Annotated in this window: 18 protein-coding genes; 11 read left to right on the top strand and 7 right to left on the bottom strand. The window is 63.5% G+C overall.

The genetic code is table 11. The features are described from left to right. The first annotated feature begins 186 nt into the window (after nucleotides 1–186). A complete protein-coding gene (locus ACYHH6_RS08825; protein WP_352592714.1) occupies nucleotides 187–951 on the top strand; it encodes a pseudouridine synthase in 765 nt (254 codons plus the stop codon). A 178-nt stretch (nucleotides 952–1,129) separates the two neighbouring features. On the opposite strand, the gene ACYHH6_RS08820 is transcribed toward ACYHH6_RS08825, so the two are convergent. Both ACYHH6_RS08820 and ACYHH6_RS08815 read right to left on the bottom strand, forming a co-directional pair. Next, nucleotides 1,130–1,711, bottom strand: coding sequence for a histidine phosphatase family protein (locus ACYHH6_RS08820; RefSeq protein WP_352592717.1), 582 nt, complete (start codon nucleotides 1,709–1,711; stop codon nucleotides 1,130–1,132). 140 nt (nucleotides 1,712–1,851) lie between these two features. Next, the gene (locus ACYHH6_RS08815; RefSeq protein WP_435053469.1) at nucleotides 1,852–3,186 is read right to left on the bottom strand and encodes a dicarboxylate/amino acid:cation symporter; all 1,335 of its coding nucleotides are present in this window, start codon (nucleotides 3,184–3,186) and stop codon (nucleotides 1,852–1,854) included. Nucleotides 3,187–3,409: 223 nt separating this feature from the next. Between ACYHH6_RS08815 and ACYHH6_RS08810 the strand changes: the two genes are divergently transcribed. From ACYHH6_RS08810 to ACYHH6_RS08800, 3 genes are all read left to right on the top strand, one after another. Continuing rightward, complete coding sequence (locus tag ACYHH6_RS08810) at nucleotides 3,410–5,284, top strand: sensor histidine kinase (RefSeq protein WP_352592723.1); 1,875 nt, start codon at nucleotides 3,410–3,412, stop codon at nucleotides 5,282–5,284. Continuing rightward, nucleotides 5,281–6,630 carry a sigma-54-dependent transcriptional regulator gene (locus ACYHH6_RS08805; protein ID WP_352592726.1) on the top strand — a complete coding sequence of 450 codons (1,350 nt, stop codon included), beginning with the start codon at nucleotides 5,281–5,283 and terminating at the stop codon, nucleotides 6,628–6,630. Before ACYHH6_RS08810 ends, ACYHH6_RS08805 begins: the two co-directional genes overlap by 4 nt. 296 nt (nucleotides 6,631–6,926) lie before the next feature. After that, nucleotides 6,927–7,271 (top strand): hypothetical protein, encoded by a 345-nt coding sequence (locus ACYHH6_RS08800; RefSeq protein ID WP_352592729.1) that lies wholly within the window; start codon nucleotides 6,927–6,929, stop codon nucleotides 7,269–7,271. A 22-nt stretch (nucleotides 7,272–7,293) separates the two neighbouring features. On the opposite strand, the gene ggt is transcribed toward ACYHH6_RS08800, so the two are convergent. From ggt to ACYHH6_RS08785, 3 genes are all read right to left on the bottom strand, one after another. Continuing rightward, the gene (gene ggt / locus ACYHH6_RS08795; RefSeq protein ID WP_352592732.1) at nucleotides 7,294–9,033 is read right to left on the bottom strand and encodes a gamma-glutamyltransferase; all 1,740 of its coding nucleotides are present in this window, start codon (nucleotides 9,031–9,033) and stop codon (nucleotides 7,294–7,296) included. A 141-nt stretch (nucleotides 9,034–9,174) separates the two neighbouring features. Continuing rightward, nucleotides 9,175–10,467, bottom strand: coding sequence for an L-rhamnose catabolism isomerase (rhaI, locus tag ACYHH6_RS08790; RefSeq protein WP_352592735.1), 1,293 nt, complete (start codon nucleotides 10,465–10,467; stop codon nucleotides 9,175–9,177). 150 nt (nucleotides 10,468–10,617) lie between these two features. After that, nucleotides 10,618–12,720, bottom strand: coding sequence for a bifunctional rhamnulose-1-phosphate aldolase/short-chain dehydrogenase (locus ACYHH6_RS08785; RefSeq protein WP_352592738.1), 2,103 nt, complete (start codon nucleotides 12,718–12,720; stop codon nucleotides 10,618–10,620). A gap of 184 nt (nucleotides 12,721–12,904) precedes the next feature. Between ACYHH6_RS08785 and ACYHH6_RS08780 the strand changes: the two genes are divergently transcribed. The 7 genes from ACYHH6_RS08780 to ACYHH6_RS08750 all read left to right on the top strand — a co-directional run bounded on the left by ACYHH6_RS08780 (nucleotide 12,905) and on the right by ACYHH6_RS08750 (nucleotide 20,073). Next, nucleotides 12,905–13,708 carry a DeoR/GlpR family DNA-binding transcription regulator gene (locus tag ACYHH6_RS08780; RefSeq protein WP_192258893.1) on the top strand — a complete coding sequence of 268 codons (804 nt, stop codon included), beginning with the start codon at nucleotides 12,905–12,907 and terminating at the stop codon, nucleotides 13,706–13,708. Nucleotides 13,709–13,757: 49 nt separating this feature from the next. Then, the gene (rhaS, locus tag ACYHH6_RS08775) at nucleotides 13,758–14,753 is read left to right on the top strand and encodes a rhamnose ABC transporter substrate-binding protein (RefSeq protein WP_352592741.1); all 996 of its coding nucleotides are present in this window, start codon (nucleotides 13,758–13,760) and stop codon (nucleotides 14,751–14,753) included. A gap of 113 nt (nucleotides 14,754–14,866) precedes the next feature. Beyond that, nucleotides 14,867–16,417 (top strand): sugar ABC transporter ATP-binding protein, encoded by a 1,551-nt coding sequence (locus ACYHH6_RS08770; protein WP_352592744.1) that lies wholly within the window; start codon nucleotides 14,867–14,869, stop codon nucleotides 16,415–16,417. Continuing rightward, nucleotides 16,414–17,391, top strand: a complete 978-nt coding sequence (locus tag ACYHH6_RS08765; RefSeq protein WP_352592747.1) for an ABC transporter permease — start codon at nucleotides 16,414–16,416, stop codon at nucleotides 17,389–17,391. Before ACYHH6_RS08770 ends, ACYHH6_RS08765 begins: the two co-directional genes overlap by 4 nt. Further along, entirely contained in the window at nucleotides 17,388–18,383 is a 996-nt protein-coding gene (locus ACYHH6_RS08760; RefSeq protein WP_352592750.1) for an ABC transporter permease, read from the top strand. Before ACYHH6_RS08765 ends, ACYHH6_RS08760 begins: the two co-directional genes overlap by 4 nt. Further along, complete coding sequence (gene rhaM, locus ACYHH6_RS08755) at nucleotides 18,383–18,700, top strand: L-rhamnose mutarotase (protein WP_352592753.1); 318 nt, start codon at nucleotides 18,383–18,385, stop codon at nucleotides 18,698–18,700. Before ACYHH6_RS08760 ends, rhaM begins: the two co-directional genes overlap by 1 nt. Further along, entirely contained in the window at nucleotides 18,697–20,073 is a 1,377-nt protein-coding gene (locus ACYHH6_RS08750) for an FGGY-family carbohydrate kinase (protein ID WP_352592756.1), read from the top strand. The genes rhaM and ACYHH6_RS08750 overlap by 4 nt, the downstream gene beginning before the upstream one ends. Here the strand turns inward: ACYHH6_RS08750 and ACYHH6_RS08745 are convergent, their stop codons facing one another. After that, entirely contained in the window at nucleotides 20,074–21,900 is a 1,827-nt protein-coding gene (locus ACYHH6_RS08745) for an alanine racemase (RefSeq protein ID WP_352592759.1), read from the bottom strand. Nucleotides 21,901–21,902: 2 nt separating this feature from the next. Beyond that, nucleotides 21,903–23,153, bottom strand: a complete 1,251-nt coding sequence (locus ACYHH6_RS08740) for a D-amino acid dehydrogenase (protein WP_352592762.1) — start codon at nucleotides 23,151–23,153, stop codon at nucleotides 21,903–21,905. Nucleotides 23,154–23,218: the final 65 nt, after the last annotated feature.

Here is a 23,218-nt window from a genome sequence, read left to right as displayed (position 1 = left end):
TGCCTTTGGTTACCGGAGAACAATCCACTCAACCGCTGGTCGAGATCGCACTGCCCGGCAAGACACAGGCCACGTCTCAACGGCTGTGCGCTGGCAAATAAGGATGTTTGCGTCGCGGCAGGTTGCGATGCCGTTGCCGGGCGTGGCATTTGTCGGTGCCGATCATTGGGATGGCAAAACAGGATCATGGCACGGCCGCCAAACATCACCCGACAAGCCGCCGCCAAGGCAGGCGTCAGCCTGAACCGGGTGCTTTCCAAGCTTGGTCTGTGTTCGCGCAAGCAGGCCGAGCTGCTGATCGCCGAGGGGCGCGTGCGGGTCGGCGGCAAGGTGGTGCGCGATCCGTCGCTTCGCGTCGATCTCAATCGTGACCGCATTGCCGTCGACGGCGCGCGCATCGCTGCCGAGGCTAAGGTCTATCTGATGATCAACAAGCCGCGCGGACTGGTCACCACCCGCGAAGACCCGCAGGGGCGCGGCACCGTTTATGACTGCCTCACCGGGCTCGACCTGCCTTTCGTGTCGCCGGTCGGGCGCCTCGACAAGGCCAGCGAAGGCCTGTTGCTGATGACCAATGACACGCGCTGGGCGAATGAGCTGCTCGATCCGGCATCGCATGTCGCCAAGACCTATCACGTGCAGATCGGCGCCGCGCCCGACGAGGCGATGCTGGCGCGGTTTCGCGAAGGCGCTGATGTCGACGGGGAACTGCTGACCGCAAGCTCGATCGATCTGCTGCGCAGCGGCGGCCGTACTGCGTGGCTGGAAATCGTGCTCGACGAGGGCCGCAACCGCCAGATCCGCCGCCTGCTCGGCGCCTTCGACGTCGAGGTGCTGAGGCTGATCAGGGTGGCGATCGGCGCGTTGCATCTCGGCGAGCTCGCCAAGGGTCAGGCGCGGCATCTGACATCAGAGGAATTGGCGCTGCTGGCGACTGCGGGACTGCGTTAGCCCCCTCACCCGGATTGCCAACCGAATTGCAAAGGGCAATTCGGACAATCCGACCTCTCCCCTAGGGGAGAGGAGGTCGCCGGCGTCGGTGCTCGCCTCTTCTCCCCAGCGGGGAGAAGGTGGCCGCGAAGCGGCCGGATGAGGAGGCCTCGCGCATCCGTCAGAAGTTCAGCCAGGACTATTTCTGGTTCCACTTGCGAATGACGGGCTCGATCAGGTCGTGCTCGTAGCCGAGGATGCTGATGCTGGCGGTGTCGAGTACGAAATGCGCGCCGCCCTCGGGCGGCAGGCCGAGCCAGCGTGCTGCCAGTACTCTGAGGAAATGCGAGCTCGAAAACACCAGCACGTTTCCCTCGATGGCGCGCATCCCGGCGATGATTGTGTCGGCTCGCGCCCCGACATCCGCGGCGGTCTCGCCGCCGGGACAACCATCGCGAAACAATTGCCAACCGGGACGCTTGGCCAGAATCTCTTTGGTCCTTACGCCCTCATAGGCGCCATAGTCCCATTCCTGCAGATCGTCCTTCTTCACCGCAGCAGAACCGAAGCCGGCAAGCGTGCAGGTGTTGAAGGCGCGCTGCGACGGGCTCGACCACACCGCCTCAAAGGACAGGCCCTTGAGCCGGTCCGCGACGCCGCGGGCGGCGGCCTCGCCCGCCGCCGTCAACGGGATGTCGGTGCGGCCCGTGTGCTTTCCCGACGCGCTCCATTCGGTCTCGCCGTGACGGACGAGGTAGATTTCGGGATACGCGCTGCTCATTCACTCACCTTCGGCTTGGACCCGAGCGCACCCTAGCCGGGAAGGCGCGGCCGGCGCCAGCCGCCGCGCATCTGTTGCTAAAGAAACAAGGCCGCAGCCGGCGAAGCGGCTGCGGCCTTGAGGTCGAACGCCTTGGGAGATCAGGCGGGCTGCAGATCGCCCGACAGCGCCAGGTCGGCTTCCTCGGACAAGGTGCCGGCCATGGCGGCGGCGAACTTGGTCTGGTCGAGTTCACCTTCCCAGCGCGCCACGACGATGGTCGCCACCGCATTGCCGACGAAGTTGGTCAGCGCCCGGCACTCCGACATGAAGCGGTCGACGCCAAGGATCAGCGCCATGCCGGCGACCGGCACCGTAGGCACGACCGACAGCGTGGCGGCGAGCGTAATGAAGCCGGCGCCGGTGATGCCGGCCGCACCCTTGGAGCTCAGCATGGCGACGAGCAGCAGCAGGATCTGGTCGCCATAGGTGAGCGGCGTGTCAGTCGCCTGGGCGATGAACAGGGCGGCCAGCGTCATGTAGATGTTGGTGCCGTCGAGGTTGAAGGAATAGCCGGTCGGGATGACCAGGCCGACCACCGAACGGGTGCAGCCGGCGCGCTCCATCTTGGCCATCAGGCCGGGAAGTGCCGCTTCGGACGACGAGGTGCCAAGCACCAAAAGCAGCTCTTCCTTGATGTAGCGGATCAGCGCCAGGATCGAGAAGCCGTTGTACCATGCGACAGCGCCAAGCACGACCAGCACGAAGAGCAGCGATGTCAGATAGAAGGTGCCGATCAGGAAGGCGAGGTTGGCGATTGCGCCGATGCCGTATTTGCCGACGGTGAAGGCCATGGCGCCGAAAGCGCCGATGGGGGCGGCCTTCATCAGGATGCCGACCAGGCGGAAGATCGGCGAGGTCAGCGCCTGTAGGAAATCGACGACCGGGCGGCCGCGCTCGCCGACCAGCGCGAGAGAAATGCCGAACAGCACCGAGAAGAACAGCACCTGCAGGATGTCGCCCTGCGCGAAGGCACCGGTGATGGTGTCGGGGATAATGTTGAGCAGGAAGCCGACGATGGTCGTGTCATGCGCTTTCTCGGTGAAGGTCGCGACCTTCGAGGGATCGAGCGTCGCCGCATTGATGTGCATGCCGGCGCCGGGCTGGACGATATTGGAGACGACCAGGCCGACGATCAGCGCCAGGGTCGAGAAGACCAGAAAATAGATCATAGCCTTGCCGGCGACGCGGCCGACCTTTTTCAGGTCGGAAACGCCGGCAATGCCGGTCGTCACCGTCAGGAAGATGACCGGTGCGATCACCATCTTGACCAGCTTGATGAAGGCGTCGCCGAGCGGCTTCAGCGAAGCACCTAGTTCGGGATAGAAATGACCGAGCAGGACGCCGGCGGCGATCGCCGTCAGGACCTGCACGTAAAGATGCCGGTAGAAAGGTACTTTGCCGCGCGGTTCGGCGGCAGCGGATGCTGGCTGCATGACGTCCTCCATGGCGCCCCTATCGAAAGCTCGACCTCCCGGGGCAGTTGTTTTGACCTCCAGCAGCCTCGCGACTGCTGAATGGATCATTGCAACTGCCGTGCCAGACCGCGTGGCAGGTCGTACTCCTTGATTTTGTTGATTATTTCGATCGATCGAGGTTGGTGTCGCTCAGACGCAAGTGCGGACATCCGCACGACTGAATTGCGCTTTGTGCGAAATCATGCACAAATGGGCGATGCTGCAACGCCCTGCCGCTGCCTTATCATCGACGCCGGAGCAACTCGGCAAGCGGGCACGCCGCGCCTGGCTGCTGTTTGCGGGAATAGCGCTTGTGTTCGTGGCGACGGCGCTCACCGGCGCCGGCCTCTATGCGCGCCGTGCCGAGGTCGCAACGCTGGCGGCGCAAGGCCGCACCGATGCCAATCTGAAGGTTGCGCTGCTGCGCGCGGTGCTGGAAAGCCCGCGGGCGCTGCCGCTTCTCCTTTCCGAGGATCAGCAGGTACATGACGCCCTGCAGAACAAAGGCGCAGTCGCGATCGACGTGCTCAACCGTAAACTCGAAGGGCTGGTCTCCGGCACCAAGGCGTCGGTGCTTTACGTCACCGGCGTCGACGGGTTCGCAATCGCTTCCAGCAACTGGCGTGAGGCGACCAGCTTCGTTGGCAACGACTATGGTTTCCGCGCCTACTTCTCCGGCGCCATGCAATCCGGAACCGCCGAATATTTCGCTCTCGGTAACACCAGCAAGCGCCCCGGCCTCTACATTTCGCGGCGCGTCGGCAATGCGGCCGCCCCGCTCGGCGTCGTCGTCGTCAAGATGGAATTCGACCAGCTCGAGGCCGACTGGCACGAGGCCAACCGCCCGGCCTATGTCAGCGATGATCATGGCGTCGTGCTGATCACCAGCGTGCCGTCCTGGCGTTTCATGACCACGGCACCACTTGCCGGCCCGCTGGCTGCCACCATCCGGAGCAGCCAGCAATTCGGCAACGCGCCGCTGATCCCGCTGCCGATCACCCGCCCTGAGGCATTGAGCCCTGACGTATCGATGGTGCATGCGGTGACGCCCGGCGGCAGCGATGCCGAATATCTCAGACTTTCGACACTGGTCCAATCGACGCCATGGCGGCTCGACTATCTCGTCCCGGCCGAAGCGCCGATCGCGGCTGCGGTGCGTGAAATGCGGCTGCTGGCGCTGGGCGTCGTGGTGCCGCTGCTGGCGCTGGCCGGCTATCTCCTGTGGCGCCGGCAGTCGGCGCAGATGCGCATTGCCGCCGAACAGGCGGCGCGCATCGAGCTCGAACGCCGCGTCGTCGAGCGCACGCATGATCTGAGCCTGGCGCGCGACCGACTGCAGGCCGAGATCACCGATCACCGCAGCACGGAGGCCAAGCTGCAGGTCATGCAGCAGGAACTGGTGCAGGCCAACCGTCTTGCGACCCTCGGCCAGGTTGCCGCCGGCGTCGCGCATGAGATCAACCAGCCGGTGGCAACGATCCGCGCCTATGCCGACAATGCGCGTGTGTTCCTGGAGCGCAAGCAGACCGCCTCGGCCGAGGAGAACCTTGGCGCGATTGCGGCGCTGACGGAGCGCATCGGCGGCATCACCGAGGAGTTGAAGGTCTTTGCCCGCAAAGGTCGCACCGCGGCCGAGCCGGTCGAGTTGCGCGGCGTCATCGAAGGGGCGGTCGTGCTGCTCAGGAGCCGCTTTGCCGGCCGGCTGGACGCGCTTGACATCACGCTGCCACCGCAGACACTCAAGGTGATGGGCAACCGGCTGCGGCTGGAGCAGGTGCTGATCAATCTTTTCCAGAACGCGCTGGAGGCGCTGGACGGCCGCGACGGCGCCAGGGTGCAAGTGTCGGCGCAGGAAACGGCCGACGGCGTGGCGCTTGGCGTCGCCGACAACGGACCAGGCATTTCGCCCGCTATCCTCAAATCGCTGTTCACGCCGTTCAATACGTCGAAGGAAAAGGGTCTCGGGCTCGGCCTCGTCATCTCGCAGGATATCGTCGCCGATTATGGCGGTCGCATCGAGGTGGCGAGCGGCAGAGACGGCACGCGCTTCACCGTTCACCTCGCCAAGGCTCGATGATGGACACCGCACCGGTCATCCTGATCGACGACGACAGCGAGCTGCTGAGAGCCACTCGGCAGACGCTGGAGCTTGCCGGCTTTTCGGTATCGGCCTTTGCTTCCGCTGCCGAGGCGCTGGCCGGGCTCGACGCCAACTTCTCCGGCGTGGTGGTGTCCGACATCCGTATGCCCGGCATTGACGGCCTGCAGCTCTTCGATCGCGTTTTGCAGCTCGATCCTGACATTCCGGTGATCCTGGTCACCGGGCATGGCGACATCGCGGTTGCAGTCAAGGCAATCAAGGACGGCGCCTACGATTTCATCACCAAGCCGTTCGCCGCCGACCGGCTGGCGCAAAGCGTGGCGCGCGCAGCCGAAAAGCGCCGCCTGGTGATGGAGAACCGCGCCTTGCGCGAAAGCGCCGAACAGGCGCAGGACGGGCTGCCGCTGATCGGCCAGACGCCAGCCATGGAGCGGCTGCGCCGCACGCTGAGGCAAATCGCCGATACCGATGTCGATGTGCTGGTAACCGGAGAGACCGGCTCCGGCAAGGAGGTGGTGGCGAGCCTGCTGCATCGCTGGAGCCGGCGCGCCAAGGGAAATTTCGTGGCGCTGAATTGCGGCACGCTGCCGGATACGGTGATCGAGAGCGAATTATTCGGCCATGAGGCCGGCGCCTTCACCGGTGCACAGAAGAAGCGGATCGGCCGCATCGAGCATTCGAGCGGCGGCACGCTGTTCCTCGACGAGATCGAAAGCATGCCGGTCTCGACCCAGGTACAGATGCTCAGGGTGCTGGAAATGCGCGAGGTGACGCCGCTCGGCACCAACGAAGTGCGACCGGTCGATCTGCGTGTCGTTGCCGCCGCCAAGGTCGATCTCGGCGATCCCGGCCAGCGCGGCGCCTTCCGCGAGGATCTCTATTACCGGCTCAACGTGGTGACGATCTCGATCCCGCCGCTGCGCGAACGCCGCGACGACGTTGCCTTGCTGTTCTTCTATTTCGCCGAGCGCGCCGCCGCCCGCTTCCACCGTCCGGTACCCGTTGTGCCGGCTTCGGTACATCGCCATCTCGGCCAGCATGACTGGCCGGGCAATGTGCGGGAGCTGGCGCATTTCGCCGAGCGTTTCGTGCTTGGGCTTGAGGAAGCGGCGCAAGCGTCGCTTTCCGCCTCGGCGGAAACGGACGACGCTGGTTCGCTGCCGGAACGGCTGGAACGCTATGAGGCCGATGTGATCCGCGAGACGCTTGGCCGCAATGACGGCGATGTCCGGCGTACGATCGAGGCGCTCGGCATCCCGCGCAAGACCTTCTATGACAAACTGCAGCGGCACGGCATCGTGCGCAGCGATTTTTCCAGGTAATTCAGGGGTGTGAGCCTAGAGCGGTTCGCCGTTTCACGGAAACGGCGAACCGCTCTATCTCTTTGTTTCGGCGCAATTCCCAAGGGAAAGCGCTACGCGCTTTTCCCGGGAAAACCGATCACACTTTTCCTGGAATTGCTTTAAAGCGTGGTGGATTTTGCGACCCTGTCCGAAAAAACCGTGGCAAGTCGGCATCAGAAGGTGTTGAAGACCGCATCGGCCGCCTTCGGCAATGCGCGATCCGGTTGCGCTCGGCAGATGTTGATGATTTGTTGCCGGTCAGCGGAGAATGAGTGATGCGAGAACCTGTCGGTCAAGATGAATATGGGTCGACCAATCCCTTCGATCCGGACGATCTGCCGAATTTGAACGCGATCGGCCCGGCCATGGGCGGCGGCAACGACTTCGAGAAATACGCCGTCGCCGTGATCATCGTGTTCGGCGCGCTCATCATTGGCGGGCTGATGGCCGCTTCCATGACCTTCGGCCACCGCAACGGCTTCCTGTTTGCGCTTGGCGGCGCAACCGCCGCCTGGATATCGGGCAATGCGCTGCTACTCGACCGGCCGCGCATTTACGCGCTGTTCGTTGGCATCGCCGCGCTGATGCTGGTCGGATCGACCCTCACGCTCGTCCTTTGATCGATCCTTGTTTGATCGTGATCTAGTATCCTAGAGCCTCGCCGGATGCGGCGCGGCTGTCGATGGCGCCGTGGTAGCGGGCGCCGCCACCCTTCTCGATTTCCGCAAGGCTCTTGCCTCCGACAAGAATGCCGGCCGCCTGGCCCCAGGTCGAATCAGCGAGATCGAGGTGGTAGCCCATGCCGGCCAGCAGCTTTTCGGTGTCGGGCGACAGGCCGAACGGTTCGACATAGATCGTATCGGGCAGCCACTGATGATGGATGCGCGGCGCGTCGATCGCCTCCTGGATGTTCATGCCGTGGTCGATGACGTTGACGATGGCTTCCAGCGTGATGGTGATGATGCGTGAGCCGCCAGGGCTGCCGATGACCATGAACGGCTTGCCGTCCTTGGCCACGACGGTCGGGCTCATAGACGACAGTGGCGTCTTCTTCGGCTGGATGGCATTCGCCTCGCCCTGGACCAGACCGTAGAGATTGGGCACGCCGGGCTTCTGGGTGAAATCGTCCATCTCGTTGTTAAGCAGGATGCCAGTGCCGTCGGCAACGACACCGGCGCCGAACGAGCCGTTCAGCGTGTAGGTGACCGCGACCGCGTTGCCGTCATTGTCGATGATCGAATAATGCGTCGTCTCGTTCGACTCGCCAAAGCCCTTCGGCATCAGGTCCTGAGAGACCGCCGCCCGGAACGGGTCGATCTTGTCGCGGATGTCCTTGGCGTACCCCTTGTTGAGCAGTTTCGAGACCGGATTGTCGACGAAATCGGGATCGCCAAGGGCCGAGTTGCGGTCAACATAGGCATGGCGCATCGCCTCGACCATGACATGCACAGTCTCGGCCGAGTCGGCGCCGAGATAGGATAGCGGGTACCCTTCCAGCACGTTGAGGATTTCGCAGATGATGACGCCACCGGAGCTCGGCGGCGGCGAGGAGATGATCTCGTAGCCGCGATAGGTGCAGCTCACCGGCTTCAGTTCGCGCACCGCATACTGCTCGAAATCGGCCTTTGCGAGAATGCCGCCCTTGGCGCCGCTCGTCTTGACGATGGCATCGGCGATGGCGCCTTTGTAGAAGGCATCGGCGCCTTTTTCGGAAATGGCGGCGAGCGAGGCAGCAAGGTCGGGCTGGAGGAGACGCTCGCCGGCGCCATAGGGCTTGCTGTCCGGCTTCAGGAAGATGGCGGCCGCGGCAGGGTCCTTCGCCAGCCGCGCGGCATTGCTTGCGAATGAAGCAGCGTCACCCTGGTCGAGAACGAAGCCATCCTTGGCATAGGCAATTGCCGGCGCCATCAAATCCTGGCGTGGCAGCGTGCCGTATTTTTCGCGCGCCATCTCGAAACCGGCCACGGAACCCGGCACGCCTACCGCGAGATAGCCATCAAGGCTGGCGCCCTTCACCGGCTTGCCATCCTTGTCGAGATACATGGTCTTGGTTGCCGCCAGCGGCGCGCGCTCGCGAAAGTCGAGGAAGGTCGATTTGCCGTCCTTGAAGCGTATGGTCATGAACCCGCCGCCGCCGATATTGCCGGCATTAGGGTAGAGGACCGCGAGCGCATAGCCGACGGCGACCGCCGCATCGACGGCGTTGCCGCCCTTTTTCAGCACCTCGACGCCGGCTTCCGACGCTAAATGCTGGGCGGTCACGACCATGCCGTGCTCGCCCTTCGCCGGCTGCGGCGAGGCAGCGAAGACGGCTGCGGATGGCGTCAGCGCTATTGCGAGCGAAAGGGTGACGCCAATCAGCGTCCGGCGGGTCAAGGGCATGGCGATGCTCCAAGTTCAGTGTGCCTAGAAGAGCTACTTGGAGCGGTCGAGTCCATCATCAATATGAGTGAACACATATTGGTGTTCGCCCGCTGGCCGAGGAGTTGCTAAACTCCCCCTCGTGGGGGAGATCAGCCAACCTCAAACAATCCCGCCGCTGCCACCCGCAACCGCAGGCCGTTCCGCTGCGACCTTCGCCCTGTATCCTGCCGCACGATACGCGGCGACCGGATCAATGGCGCCGCCGCCCTTCAGCCGCGCCATGGCCAGGATCGGCTCGACATCGGTGCGGTAGGCGCTTTTGAGCGTTTGCGTCGCCATCAGCGCGTCATTGCCGTCCTGGAAACCTTCGAGCGCCTTGCGGTCGACCAGCAGCGCCTGCGCATAGGCGCGCTGCACCTCGACCGCCGACAGCATCAGGCTTTCGATCGGGTCGGTGACGTTGTGGCTCTGGTCGAGCATGTGGGCGGGGTCAAAGCCTTCGGCGCCGGAGAGCTCGGCATCGACCAGTTCGTTGAAGACGAGGAACAGCCGGTAGGGGTCGATCGAACCGGCATCGAGATCGTCGTCGCCATATTTGGAATCGTTGAAGTGGAAGCCGCCGAGTTTTTTGAACTGGATCAGCCGCGACACGATCATCTCGATGTTGACGTTGGGCGCATGGTGGCCGAGGTCGACCAGGCAGAAGGCCTTGTCGCCGAGCTCTCTGGCGATGAGGTAGTTGGTGCCCCAATCCTGCACGACGGTCGAATAGAAGGCCGGCTCGTACATCTTGTGCTCGGTGAACAGTTTCCAGTCGGCCGGCAGGCCGGCGTAAATCTCCTTCATGGCGTCGAGATAGCGCTCGAAGGCTTTGGCGAAATTCACCTGGCCCGGGAAATTCGAACCGTCGCCGATCCACACCGTCAGCGCCTTCGAACCAAGCGTCTTGCCGATCTCGATGCATTCGAGATTGTGCTCGACCGCTTGCCGGCGGGTGCCGGCATCGGCATGTGACAGCGAGCCGAATTTGTAGGAGAGCTTCTGGTCCTTCGCGTCGGAGAAGGTGTTGGAGTTCATGGCGTCGAAGCCGAGGCCGAAGCGCGAGGCCGCCTGCTTCAGCCGGTTCGGGTCGGCCTTGTCCCAGGGGATGTGCAGCGAGACGGTCGGTGTCGCCTGCGTCAACTGGCTGATGACGGCGCAGTCCTCGATCTTGTCGAAGATGTCGCGCGGCTCGCCGGCGCCGGGAAAACGGGCAAAGCGGGTGCCGCCGGTGCCGACGCCCCAGGACGGGATCGCGACGGCGAATTTTTCGACCTTGTCGCGGATGGCGTCGATGACGATGCCGCGACGGTCGAGGCGTTCGCCGAGCGAGGCGTAGTCGCGTTCGAGGTCGGGCTTGCGGGCGGCGTTGTGGCTGGCGACGAGGTCGGCGGAGATGATGGTTTCGGACAAGTGCTATTCCTCCCAAAGATGCAGCCTTACCCTCCCCCTTGTGGGGAGGGTGGCCCGTAGGGCCGGGAGGGGGACCCCCACCCCGTCTGGCATTCACCGCTTCGCGGCGACTGCCTGCCGACCCTCCCCACAAGGGGGAGGGTAAAGAGACTAGCGCGTAAAGCTCTGCGCGTTGCCGGCGTCGACATTGATGATGTTGCCGGTGGATTTGGCCGACATGTCGGAGGCGAAGAAATAGATCGCTTCGGCGATGTCTTCCGGGAAGACCGAGCGCTTCAGCATCGAGCGCGAGCGGTAGTGCTCCTCCAGATCGTCGGTCGACATCTTGTAGGCGGCGGCGCGCTGTTCCTTCCACTCGCCGGTCCAGATTTTCGAGCCACGCAGCACGGCATCCGGATTGACGACATTGACCCGGATCTGCGCTTCCGCGCCCTCCAGCGCCAGGCAGCGGGCGAGATGGATCTCGGCGGCCTTGGCGGTGCAATAGGCGGCGGCGTTGGGCGAAGCGGCCAGGCCGTTCTTGGAGGCGACGAAGACGACATTGCCGCCGATCTTCTGGGCGCGGAACAGCCGGAAGGCTTCGCGCGAGACCAGGAAATAGCCGGTCGACAAGATGTCCATGTTCTTGTTCCACAGCGCCAGCGTGGTTTCCTCGATCGGCGCCGAGGATGCCAGGCCGGCGTTGGAGACCAGGATGTCGATGCCGCCGAACTCGACTGCCGTCTCGGCAAAACCTGAGATGACCTGCTCTTCGGCAGTAACGTTGATTAGCACCGGGCGGACGAAATCCTTGCCATAGGCCTTGGCCAGCTCGTCGTTGGCGCTGGCGAGAGCGGCTTCATCGATGTCGGCCAGCACGACGCAGGCACCCTCGCGCAGCAGCCGGTTGGCCGTTGCCCGGCCGATGCCGCCGGCGCCGCCCGTAACCAGTGCGATCTGGCCGGCTAACGACTTGGGCTTCGGCATGCGCTGTAGCTTCAGATCCTCGAGCAGCCAGTATTCGATGTCGAAAGCCTCCTGCGCGGGCAGGCCGACATAGGACGAGACGGTCGAGGCGCCGCGCATGACATTGATGGCGTTGACGTAGAATTCACCCGAGATGCGGGCCGTCGCCTTGTCGCCGGCGAAGGTGAACATGCCGACGCCGGGCATCAGGTAGACCACGGCATTGGGATCGCGGATGGCGGGCGAGTCCGGGTGCTTGCAGCTGTCGTAATAGGCTTGGTAGCCGACACGATAGGCGGCAATGTCATCGGCAAGGCGCGCGATGACCGCATCGACATCAGGCTTGGCCGGATCGAACTCGATCACCAGCGGGCGGATTTTCGTGCGCAGGAAATGGTCGGGACATGAGGTGCCGAGGGCGGCCAGCGGGCGCAAATCCCTGGAGTTGACGAATTCGAGCACCGCGGGTTGGTCATCGAAATGGCCGAGCTTGTGGCTCTTCTCCGAGATCAGGCCGCGGATCCTCGGCATCAGTCTTGCCGCAATCGCCCGGCGCTCAGCGGCGTCGAGCGATTTCACGACTTCGCCGCCGAAGATGGCGAGGCCTTCGGAGCGGCGCTCGAACCATTCGATCGCCTGGTTGATGACCGAGATCGTCGTCTCGTAGCATTCCTTCGGCGTGTCGCCCCAGGTAAACAGGCCGTGGCTTTCGAGGATGACGCCCTTGGCCTCGGGGTGTTCGACGCAGAATTTTTCCAGCCACAGGCCGAGTTCGAAACCGGGCCGCTTCCATGGCAGCCAGCCAATGGCGTCGCCGAAGATTTCTTTTGTCAGCGCCTTGGAATCCTTCGCCGCAGCAATGGCGATGATGGCATCGGGATGCATGTGATCGACGAAAGGCTTCGGAACATAGGCGTGCAGCGGCGTGTCGATCGAGGCCGCGCGCGGATTGAGGCTGAAGGTGCAGTGGGGCAGATAGCCCACCATCTCGTCCTCATGCGCGACACCACGATAGAGGCCTTTCAGCGCCTGCAGTTTGTCCATGTAGAGCGTGGCGAAACCGTCAAGCTTGATCGAGGCGCTATCGCCGCCCGAGCCCTTGACCCAGAGCACTTCGACATCATCGCCGGTGAGCGGGTCCTTCTGCCAGATTTTCGAGGAGGTGTTGCCGCCGCCATAGTTGGTGACGCGCTTGTCGGAGCCGAGCGTGTTCGATCGATAGACCAGAAGCTCAGGCCCGCTCATCCCTTCGGCTTTCGCATCGTCCCACAGATTGGCAAGGCGCGAGCCGGAGCGCTTGTCGAGCATAATTATCCTCCCTGGGACGCAAAAAGGCGCGATCCATTTTGCCGGAAATGTCTACGCAAGCACGCTGCTTGTCAATCACAAACGATCAATATCGATCATATTGCACTGCACAATGAAATTATATGATCGGAAATGATTGACACTGGTTGTTTTCTAGTGCCTCATGACCATGCAGGGAGGAACCATGCACGAAAAAGAGCGCCACAGGATCATTCTGTCCGCCGTCCAGGAAAAGCCTGTGGTGACGGTGCAGGAGATGGTCGACCTGACGGACTCGTCCGAGGCGACGATCCGGCGCGATATCGCAGCCCTTCACGTACAAAAGCGCCTGCGCCGGGTGCGCGGCGGCGCCGAGGCAATCTCGCCTCCACAGTTCATCGGCCTCGCCGGCCGGCCCTTTTCCGTCAACGAAACGCTGAATGCGTCGCAGAAGCGGGCGATTGCGCGCGAAGCGGTGGAACTCTGCACAGACGGCGAGCCGATCATCATCAATGGCGGCACCACCACCTTCCAGATGGTGCATTTCCTGACCGGACGCCGCATGCCGATCTTCACCAATTCGTTCCCGATCGCCGAGCATCTGCTCAAGCATTCGAAGAACACGGTGATGCTGTCGGGCGGCACGATCTACCGCGAACAGAACATCATCCTGTCGCCCTTCGACAATGACGTGACGCGCAATTTCTATGCGCGCCGCATGTTCATGGGTGCGCAGGGGCTCGGCCCACTCGGCCTGATGGAAGGCGACCCGCTTCTGATCCAGGCGGAGCAGAAGCTGATCGACCAGGCCGACGAGCTGGTGGTGCTGGTCGATTCCTCGAAATTCCGCCAGCGCTCCAGCCTGATCCTGTGCGGGCTGAAGCGCATCGCCACGGTCATCACCGATGACGGCATCGAGGATCGCGAAGCCAACATGCTGGAAACCGCAGGTGTGACGCTGATCGTCGCCCGCAAGTCGGCAAAGGAAGAATCTTCGCTGCAGGCCTGAGACCAACCGCAGCGACGATGGAATGCAACGCTCAAAGGGAGGAAATACAATGAGCTTCTTGAAGAAATTGATGGTGACGGCGGCATTCTCGGCCGCCATGTTCGTGAACGCCGCCTATGCCGAGAACGTCAAGATCGCGCTGGTGGTGAAGTCGCTCGGCAACGGCTTCTTCGACGCCGCCAACAAGGGCGCCGAAGAGGCGGCCAAGGAACTCGGCGATGTCGACATCATCTACACCGGCCCGACCAAGGCGACCGCCGAAGCGCAGATCGAAGTGGTCAATTCGCTGATCGCGCAGAAGGTCAACGCCATCGCGATTTCGGCCAATGACGCCGACGCGTTGGTGCCGGTGCTGAAGAAGGCGATGGAGCGCGGCATCACCGTCATCTCGTGGGATTCGGGCGTCGCCAAGGAAGGCCGCCAGCTGCATCTCAACCCGTCCGACACCGGCCTGATCGGCGAGACCATCATCAAGCTCGCCGCCGACTATCTGCCGGAAGGCGGCGAAGTCGCCATCCTGTCGGCTTCGTCGACCGCGACCAACCAGAACGCCTGGATCGAAGCGGCCAAGCAGGTGCTGCCGGAGAAATTCCCCAAGATCAAACTCGTCGCCACCGTCTATGGCGATGACGATTCGGCCAAGAGCACCGACGAAGCCAAGGGCCTGCTGAAATCCTATCCGAACCTCAAGGCGATCATCGCGCCGACCACCGTCGGCGTCGTCGCCGCCGCCCAGGTTGTCACCGACGCAAACCTGATCGGCAAGGTCAATGTCACCGGCCTGGCGCTGCCGTCGGAGTTCAAGAAGTTCATCGACAATGGTTCCAGCCAGGCGGTCGCGCTGTGGAACCCGATCGACCTCGGCTACTCCGCCGTCTACCTCGCCCATGATCTGGCGGTGAAGAAGGAAGAGGCGAAGCCCGGCGCAACACTGTCGATCGGCCGCGTCGGCAAGGTCACGCTCGACGACTCGAACTCGGCTGCGATGGCTCCGCCCTTCCAGTTCGACAAGACCAACATCGAGAAGTTCTCCAAGATCTATTGATCTGGGCGCCAGTACCCTCCCCCTTGTGGGGAGGGTTGGCGAGGCGGTCTTGCGAAGCAAAACCGGCGAGACGGGGTGGGGGTGGCGACATCTCCATGTGCCAGGACCTTGATATGCTAGTAGACCCCGCTCACATCGTTCGCGACCCTCCCCACAAGGGGGAGGGTAAGGCTACCCCGCGCCTGACGCTGTCCGGCGTCTCCAAAAGCTTTCCCGGCGTGCGCGCGCTGCACAATGTCAGCCTGTCGCTTTACCCCGGCCAGGTGACCGCGCTGATCGGCGAGAACGGCGCCGGCAAGTCGACGCTGGTCAAGATCATGACCGGCATCTACCAGCCCGACACCGGCACGATCAGCATTGACGGCCAGCCGGTGGCCTTGCCCAGCGCTCATGCCGCCTTCGGCCATGGCGTCACCGCCATTCATCAGGAAACCGTGCTGTTCGACGATTTGACGGTCGCCGAAAATATCTTTCTCGGCCATGCGCCGCGCACACGGTTCGGCACCATCGACTGGCGCACCATGCGCAAGAATGCACGCGAAGTGCTCGACACCATGCATGCCGGCCATATCGACGCCGATGCGCGGCTGAAGGACCTCGGCATCGCCAACAAGCACCTGGTCGCGGTGGCGCGGGCCATGTCGATCGACGCGCAGATTGTCATCATGGACGAGCCGACCGCCGCCCTTTCGATGAAGGAGATCGAGGAGCTTTTCCTGCTGATCGAATTCCTCAAGGAGGAAGGCAAGGCGATCCTGTTCATCAGCCACAAGTTCGACGAGATTTATCGGATCGCGGACCGCTACACTGTGTTCCGGGATGGCGAGATGGTCGGCGAAGGGCTGATCAAGGATGCCGGCCAGAGCCAGATCGTGCGCATGATGGTCGGCCGCTCCGTCGATCACATCTTTCCGCAGCGCAAGGCCGAGATCGGCGCGCCGGTGCTGTCGGTCTCTGGCCTGTCGCACCCGACCGAATTCAACGATATCGGCTTCGAGCTGCACAGAGGCGAGATCCTCGGTTTCTATGGCCTTGTCGGCGCCGGGCGCAGCGAGGTGATGCAGGCGATTTCAGGCATAACCCGCATATCGGGCGGCACGATCATACTGGAAGGCAAGGCGATCGCGCCAAGATCGGCGGCGGATTCGATCGAAGCCGGCATCGTCTACGTGCCGGAGGAACGTGGCAAGCAAGGCGTGGTGATCGGCCTGCCGATCTTCCAGAATGTCTCGCTGCCTTCGCTCAAGCGAACATCCAAATCCGGCCTGCTGCGGCTGGCGGAAGAATTTTCGCTCGCCCGCTCCTACACCGAGCGGCTGGACCTGCGCGCCTCCTCACTCAGCCAGGATGTCGGCACGTTGTCGGGCGGCAACCAGCAAAAGATCGTCATTGCCAAATGGCTGGCGACCGCGCCCAAGGTGATCATCCTGGACGAGCCGACCAAAGGCATCGATATCGGCTCCAAGGCCGCCGTGCACGGTTTCATGGCCGAGCTCGTGGCCCAAGGCCTGTCTGTGATCATGGTGTCGTCGGAACTGCCCGAAATCCTCGGCATGTCCGACCGCGTCGTCGTCATGCGCGAGGGCCTGGTTGCGGCGGTCTACGACAATAAGGGGCTGGACGCCGAAACGCTGGTCAGGACGGCAGCGGGGATCGCGGCATGAAGGCTCTCCTGAAATACCGCGAGATCTGGCTGGCAGCGGCCATCGTCGTTTTGATCGGCCTGATCTCGACACGCTTCCCGGCCTTTGCCGACCCCGGCAATCTCGGCCAGGTGTTCAACGACACCTCGATCCTGATGATCCTGGCTCTGGGACAGATGGTTGTCATCCTGACGCGGTCGATCGACCTGTCGATGGCCTCCAACCTGTGCTTCACCGGCATGGTGGTGGCGATGCTGAACGCCGCGCATCCGGCGATCCCGATCCCGCTGCTGATCGCTATCGCGCTTGCCGTCGGGCTGGCGCTCGGCGCCATCAACGGCCTGCTGGTGTGGCGGCTGAACATCCCGTCGATCGTGGTGACTTTGGGCACGCTCACCATCTATCGCGGCGCCACCTTCGTCCTGTCCAGCGGCGCCTGGGTCAATGCCGACAAGATGAGCCCCGATTTCATCGGTTTCCAGCGCGCCGCCTTCCTCGGCATTCCAGTTCTGTCCTGGATCGCCATCCTGGTCATCGCGCTGTTCTTCGTCGTGATGACACGCACCGCGCTTGGCCGCTCGATCTACGCCATCGGCGTCAACCCGACGGCGTCAGTCTATGCCGGAATCGATGTCGGGCGGACGAAGTTCATCGTCTTCTGCATCTCCGGCATGATCGGCGGTCTCTCAGGTTATCTCTGGATCTCGCGCTATGTCATCGCCTCGGTCGAGGTCGCCAACGGCTATGAGCTCAACATCATCGCCGCCTGTGTCATCGGCGGCATTTCGATCGCCGGCGGTATCGGCTCTGTCGGCGGCGCGGTGCTTGGCGCACTGTTCCTCGGCATCATCTCCAACGCGCTGCCGGTCATCAACATCTCGCCCTTCTGGCAGATGGCGATTTCGGGCAGCGCCATCATCCTGGCCGTCGTGCTCAATGCGCGTGGCGAACGCCAGCAGGGCCGCATCATCCTGCGGAAAGCGGAGGCGGCATGAGCGACATCCCTGCCCCGCGCCACATTCCCGACCGGCTCGACAAGCCGCTCTCCTCGGCGATCTTTTCGTGGGAGGCGCTGCTGGTCGTGGTGGCGGTCGCGATCTTTGCCGTCAACAGTTTCGCCTCGCCCTATTTCCTCGATGCCTACTCGCTGTCGGATCTGACCTTCAATTTCACCGAGAAGGGCCTCATCGCCTTTGCCATGGCGCTGCTGATTATTTCGGGCGAGATCGACCTTTCGGTCGCCGCTATCGTCGCGCTCGCGTCGACCATGATGGGCATGGCGGTGCAGGCCGGCGCGGACACACCTGTGCTGGTGCTGATCGGCATTGTCGTCGGGCTCGGCTGCGGCGCCTTCAACGGGCTATTGGTGACCCGGCTTGGCCTGCCATCCATCGTTGTCACCATCGGCACGATGAGCCTGTTTCGCGGCATCGCCTTCATCATCCTCGGCGACCAGGCCTACAAGGGCTACCCCGAGAGCTTCGCTTTCTTCGGCCAGGGTTACGTCTGGTGGGTGGTGTCGTTCGAGCTGGTGCTCTTCCTCATCGCGGCGATGATCTACTGGTTCCTGCTGCATCGCACGAGTTTCGGCCGTCGCGTCTTTGCTATCGGCAACAACCCGGTCGCGGCGCAGTTTTCCGGCGTGCGCGTCGACCGCATCAAATTCATCCTGTTTTGCCTGACCGGGCTGATGGCGGGCATCGCCTCGGTGCTGATCACCTCGCGGCTCGGCTCGACGCGGCCGTCGATCGCGCAGGGGTATGAGCTCGAAGTCATCACCATGGTGGTGCTCGGCGGCGTCAGCATTCTGGGCGGCTCCGGCAGCATTTTGGGCGTCGTGCTCGCCGCCTTCATCATGGGGCTGGTGACCTTCGGGCTCGGCCTGCTCAATGTACCCGGCATCGTCATGTCGATCTTCATCGGCCTGCTGCTGATCATCGTCATCGCGCTGCCGATCGTCTGGCGGCGGCTGCGTGGTGTCAGCTGATGCCTGAGAAATACGCCTTCAAGATGCAGCTTAAGCCCGGCATGAAGGCCGAGTACAAAAAGCGCCATGACGAGATCTGGCCGTCGCTGGTCGCGCTGCTGAAGCAAGCCGGCGTCTCCGACTATTCGATCCATCTCGACGAAGAGACGGGCATATTGTTCGGCGTGCTGTGGCGGCGCGACGATCATGGTATGGCCGACCTGCCGAAACATCCGGTTATGCAGCGCTGGTGGGCCCACATGGCCGACATCATGGAAACGAAGCCCGACAACGAGCCGGTGGCCGTGCAGCTGGAAACAGTGTTCCATATGGCATGAGTGGGCAGCGCCATATCGCCGTCATCGATATCGGCAAGACCAACGCCAAGGTGGCGCTGGTCGATCTCGTCACGCTGAGCGAGGTGGCTTTGCGCCGGATGGCCAATGCGCCGCTGCGGCAGCCGCCCTACCCGCATCACGATGTCGAGGCGCTGTGGACATTCATCCTCAACAGCCTGGCCAGCCTCAACCGCGAACAGCGCATCGACGCCATTTCGATCACCACCCATGGCGCAACAGGCGTGCTGGTCGACGCCGCAGGCGAATTGGTGCTGCCTGTCCTCGACTATGAATTCGACGGCCCCGACAGGCTGGGGGCGGAGTATGACGCGATCCGTCCACCCTTCACTGAGAGCGGTACGCCGCGCCTGCCGCTTGGCCTCAATCTCGGTGCACAATTTTTCTGGCAGCAGAACCGTTTTCCCTCGGAATTCGCCAGGGCCGCCGCGATGCTGATGTACCCGCAATATTGGGCGCTGCGGCTGACTGGCGTCGCCGCCAACGAGGTGACATCACTCGGCTGCCACACCGACCTGTGGAGTCCGTGGAAAGCCGATTTTTCCTCGATGGTCGACAGCCTGAAATGGCGCGGCCTGATGGCGCCGGTGCGGTCGGCCAGTGATCGCCTCGGGCCGATCCTGCCGGCGCTTGCCGCGCGAACCGGGCTTGGTCCGCAGACGCCAGTCTTCTGCGGCTTGCACGATTCCAATGCCTCGCTGCTGCCGCATCTTCTCTCCGATAAGCCGCCCTTTTCCGTCGTCTCGACCGGCACCTGGGTGGTGTCGATGGCCGTCGGCGGCAGGGAGATTGCACTCGATGCGGCGCGCGACACGCTGGTCAATGTCAGCGCGCTGGGCGCTCCCGTGCCCTCGGCCCGCTTCATGGGTGGCCGTGAGTTTTCCCTGCTGACCAAGGACAAACCGCAGGATTGCAACGGCAGCGATGTGCTCGCCGTTCTGACAAGAAGAATGCTGCTTTTGCCTTCGACACAGCGGGGATCGGGGCCTTTTCCGCACCATGCCGCGGCATGGCTCAATGCCGAGGGCATCAGCAAGGGCGAGCGCTTCGCCGCCATCTCGTTCTATCTGGCGCTGATGACGGCGACCTGCCTCGAGCTGATCGGCGCGGATGGCCCGACCACCGTGGAAGGACCGTTTGCCCGCAACCGCCTCTTTGTCGGCATGCTGGCCGCGGCGACCGCGCGCACCGTCATCGCCTCCGAGGCGGCCACCGGCACCAGCATCGGCGCGGCACTGCTGGCAACGGATCAGGTAACAGCGCACGGCAAGGGCGAGAGAATAGAGCCGCAGACCGACCCGGTCTGGCCAGACTATGTCAGCGCGTGGCGCGCGGCTGTACGAGCGCAGGGCTGATCACAAAATCCGCTTGCCGAAGGCCGACATGACGAAGTTGACCACGTCTGTGCCGATCCTTGGCTCAAGATCGGCGGTCAGGCCCGAGACATCCATCGACAGCAGGCCGCCGGAGAGCGAGATCGCTTCCATCGCCTGATGCGTTTCGCGCACCGTCAGTCCGCCGGAGCCTGCTGCCCAGCCGGCGAATTCGGTGACTGTGGGCGAGTAGCTGACATGGAAGCCTTGCGTACCCGAGGTGGCGATGCGGATCGCCTCATGCATGAGGTCGCGCATGCCCATGGCGTCGATGTCGGTCATGGTGAAGGCCGAGACACGCGAATCCTTCAGCACCCGCGCTTCGGCCGGATCGGCGTGGCGCAGGCCGATGATGACGACATTTTCCGGCGACAGCTGCGGCTGCAGCGCACCCGCCTTGTGATCGAGACCAAGTGTGCGCGCCAGCACCGAGGCTTCCGGCATAGCAGTGGCGTCTTCGTCCTCGGGCATCAGCGCGGCGATGGAATCGATCCAGATCAGGCCGAAGGAATGCGTCGCGCGCGCCGTCGCGGTCAGTGCCTTGTGGGCGATACGGCGGTCGGCGCCAGCAGCGAGCCGGATCAAGCCCGATGGCGGGCGCTCGACATCGGCGAGTTCCACCACATCGAAGTTCATCGCCTCCAGCCGCGCGCCGGTTCCCTCTCGCGCAAGGATGCCGGCGGCTTCTTGTTCGGCCGAGATCGACACCATCTTGCGGCCGGAGAAATCCGCCACGTCGTGCATCGGCGCCTTCTCGACATATTCCGACGTCATCGCCAAAAGCATGGCGCCATAGTTCATGCGGAAGGCGACGCGGTCACCGACGGCAGGGCGCGGATCGGCGTCCTGCACGTCGAGCAGCAGATGGTCGCTGGAGGCGCCGAGTACGCGTATGCCCTTGGCGATCGGCGTCAGCCCTTCGACCAGCACGTCCTCGCGGCCGATATTGGCGATGGCGCGTAGCCGGTCGCCCTCGTCGGGGAAGACCGGCTGATTGCCGAAAGCGTCGTAGCCGGATTCACCGATCGGCCGCGACGGTTTGAGCTTGACCTCGATGATGTCGCTGGTCAGCCGGCAGGCATCGGGTTCGAGTTCCGGCCATGGCACATCGCGGAAGGTCTCGATGCCGCCTTGCAGGATCGCCTCGCCCACCCGGAGATTGTTGATGCCGGCCGGCAACTTGCCTTCAAGCAGCAGCGTCAGCGATGACGAAGCGCCGCCGGAAATGAAGTCGAGGCTTTTGCCGGACAGGCGCTCGGTCTTGTAGGCATGGGCGACGAGCTGGCCGAGATTTTCCGGCGTCGGCATGATGGCGCCGAAGCAGCCGAGATTGGTGCCGATGCCAGCAATGCGCACGCCCTTGAATTGCAGGATCTGCTCTACGGTGGGGATGAGGTCGCTCGGCCAGATGCCCTCTCGGAGGTCGCCCAGATCGATCATCAGCATGATGTCGTGGACGCGGCCCATGCGCTCGGCGATGCGCGATATCTCGCGGATCGTGGTCAGCTCGGACTGCAGGCTGATGTCGACCGTGCGCACCACCTCCTCGACGCGCGCCATTGGCGGGCTGCGCAACAGCATGATCGGCGCGCTGATGCCGCTGTCGCGCAGCCGGCGGATGTTTTCGAAACGCGATTCGGCGATGCCGGCGACACCACCGCGCAGCATGGCGCGCGCCACTTGCGGCATCCCGCAGGTGCCCTTGGTGACACCGAACACCTTGATGCCCGACAGCGCACAGCGTTCGACAATGGTGCGCGCGTTGCGCTCGATGCGGCCGAGGTCGATGGCGACTTGCGGTCCCGACATACCTAGCCTCCGTAGACCAGACCTTGCGGGTCGATCTCCGGCTTGCGGCCGGCGATGAGGTCCGCCAGGAATTTGCCGGAGCCGCAGGCCATGGTCCAGCCGACATGGCCGTGGCCGGTGTCGAGATAGAGGTTTTTGTAGCGCGCCTGGCCGATGACCGGTACCGAGTTCGGCATCATCGGCCTGAGACCCGCCCAGAGTTCGGCCTTCTTCTCGTCGAAGGCGCCGGGGAACAGATCCTTGCCGGTCCGGAACATGGCGGCGAAGTCGCTTGGACGATGGGTGCGGTCGAAGCCGGTGAATTCGGCGGTCGAAGCGAGCCGCAAGCGGTTGCCCAGCCTGGAATAGGCGATCAGTTGGTCCTCGTCGGCGCCGCCCATGGTCGGGCCCTTGCTCTCATCCTCCAACGGAATGGTCGCGGTGTACCCTTTCACCGGATAGACCGGCAGGTCGATGCCGTAACGGCGGCCGAGCAGCCCGCTTTCCGGCCCCATCGAGATGACCACCGCGTCGCCTGCGATGGGACCGGCCGAGGTCATCACTGCACGTACGCGGTCGCCGTCGATATCGACTCCTTCGACCGTCGTGCCATAGAGAAATTTTACGCCGAGCTTTTCGGTGGCGTGCACGGCGAGCTTTTCGACGAAAAGCCTGGAATCGCCCGTCTGGTCGATCGGCGAATAGACGCCGCCGGCGATCTTTTCCTTCACGCCGGCGAGGCCCGGCTCCAGCTCGATCAGCCGGTCGCGGCCGACGATCTCGATCGGCAGGCCGTGCTCGGCCAGATAGCGATAATTGTCGGTGCCGGTGTCGAGACTGTGCTGCGAGCGGAAGAAATAGAGGATGCCCTTCTTGCGCTCGTCATAGTGGATGCCGGTGTCGGCCGAGATGGCGTTGATGCAGTCGCGCGAATAGAGCGCCAGCCGTAGTTTGACCCGGCTGTTGGCGCGCAGGCGGGTCACCGTGCATTGGCGCAGGAAGCGCAGGCTCCATACGAGGAAATAGGGATCGAAGCGCAGCCTAACCTTGATGCCGAGATCATGGTTCCAGAGCGCGCGCAAAAACGTCTTGAGCGCCGCCGGCGAGGCCCAGGCGGTGGCGTCACCGGGCGAGACCAGGCCAGCATTGGACTGGCTTGTGCCGCGCGCCGGCGCCGGATGCCGCTCGATCACGGTGACCTCGTGGCCGTCGGCGGCCAAATAATAGGCGGCCGCCGTACCGACAACGCCGGCCCCGAGCACCGTTATCCTCATGCCGTTCCCCCAAGCTCTTCGCGGCGCAGCGCCTCCACGCTTTGCTTGCGAATGCCTTCAATAGC

It is taken from the genome of Mesorhizobium sp. P171375 (assembly GCF_057786075.1).
Note: the sequence above shows the minus strand (reverse complement) of the source record. Positions and strands in the feature narration are given on the sequence as shown.

Bases quoted from the DNA above. Each gene is read 5' to 3' on its own strand.
- ACYHH6_RS08805 (WP_352592726.1), top strand. From the start codon at position 5,281: ATGATGGACACCGCACCGGTCATCCTGATCGACGACGACAGCGAGCTG.
- ACYHH6_RS08785 (WP_352592738.1), bottom strand. From the start codon at position 12,720: ATGCTCGACAAGCGCTCCGGCTCGCGCCTTGCCAATCTGTGGGACGAT.
- ACYHH6_RS08745 (WP_352592759.1), bottom strand. From the start codon at position 21,900: ATGTCGGGACCGCAAGTCGCCATCGACCTCGGCCGCATCGAGCGCAAC.
- ACYHH6_RS08750 (WP_352592756.1), top strand. From the start codon at position 18,697: ATGAGTGGGCAGCGCCATATCGCCGTCATCGATATCGGCAAGACCAAC.
- ACYHH6_RS08815 (WP_435053469.1), bottom strand. From the start codon at position 3,186: ATGCAGCCAGCATCCGCTGCCGCCGAACCGCGCGGCAAAGTACCTTTC.
- rhaS (WP_352592741.1), top strand. From the start codon at position 13,758: ATGAGCTTCTTGAAGAAATTGATGGTGACGGCGGCATTCTCGGCCGCC.
- ACYHH6_RS08765 (WP_352592747.1), top strand. From the start codon at position 16,414: ATGAAGGCTCTCCTGAAATACCGCGAGATCTGGCTGGCAGCGGCCATC.
- ACYHH6_RS08820 (WP_352592717.1), bottom strand. From the start codon at position 1,711: ATGAGCAGCGCGTATCCCGAAATCTACCTCGTCCGTCACGGCGAGACC.
- ACYHH6_RS08810 (WP_352592723.1), top strand. From the start codon at position 3,410: ATGCACAAATGGGCGATGCTGCAACGCCCTGCCGCTGCCTTATCATCG.
- ACYHH6_RS08825 (WP_352592714.1), top strand. From the start codon at position 187: ATGGCACGGCCGCCAAACATCACCCGACAAGCCGCCGCCAAGGCAGGC.
- ACYHH6_RS08740 (WP_352592762.1), bottom strand. From the start codon at position 23,153: ATGAGGATAACGGTGCTCGGGGCCGGCGTTGTCGGTACGGCGGCCGCC.
- rhaM (WP_352592753.1), top strand. From the start codon at position 18,383: ATGCCTGAGAAATACGCCTTCAAGATGCAGCTTAAGCCCGGCATGAAG.
- ACYHH6_RS08770 (WP_352592744.1), top strand. From the start codon at position 14,867: ATGCTAGTAGACCCCGCTCACATCGTTCGCGACCCTCCCCACAAGGGG.
- ACYHH6_RS08780 (WP_192258893.1), top strand. From the start codon at position 12,905: ATGCACGAAAAAGAGCGCCACAGGATCATTCTGTCCGCCGTCCAGGAA.
- ACYHH6_RS08760 (WP_352592750.1), top strand. From the start codon at position 17,388: ATGAGCGACATCCCTGCCCCGCGCCACATTCCCGACCGGCTCGACAAG.
- ggt (WP_352592732.1), bottom strand. From the start codon at position 9,033: ATGCCCTTGACCCGCCGGACGCTGATTGGCGTCACCCTTTCGCTCGCA.
- ACYHH6_RS08800 (WP_352592729.1), top strand. From the start codon at position 6,927: ATGCGAGAACCTGTCGGTCAAGATGAATATGGGTCGACCAATCCCTTC.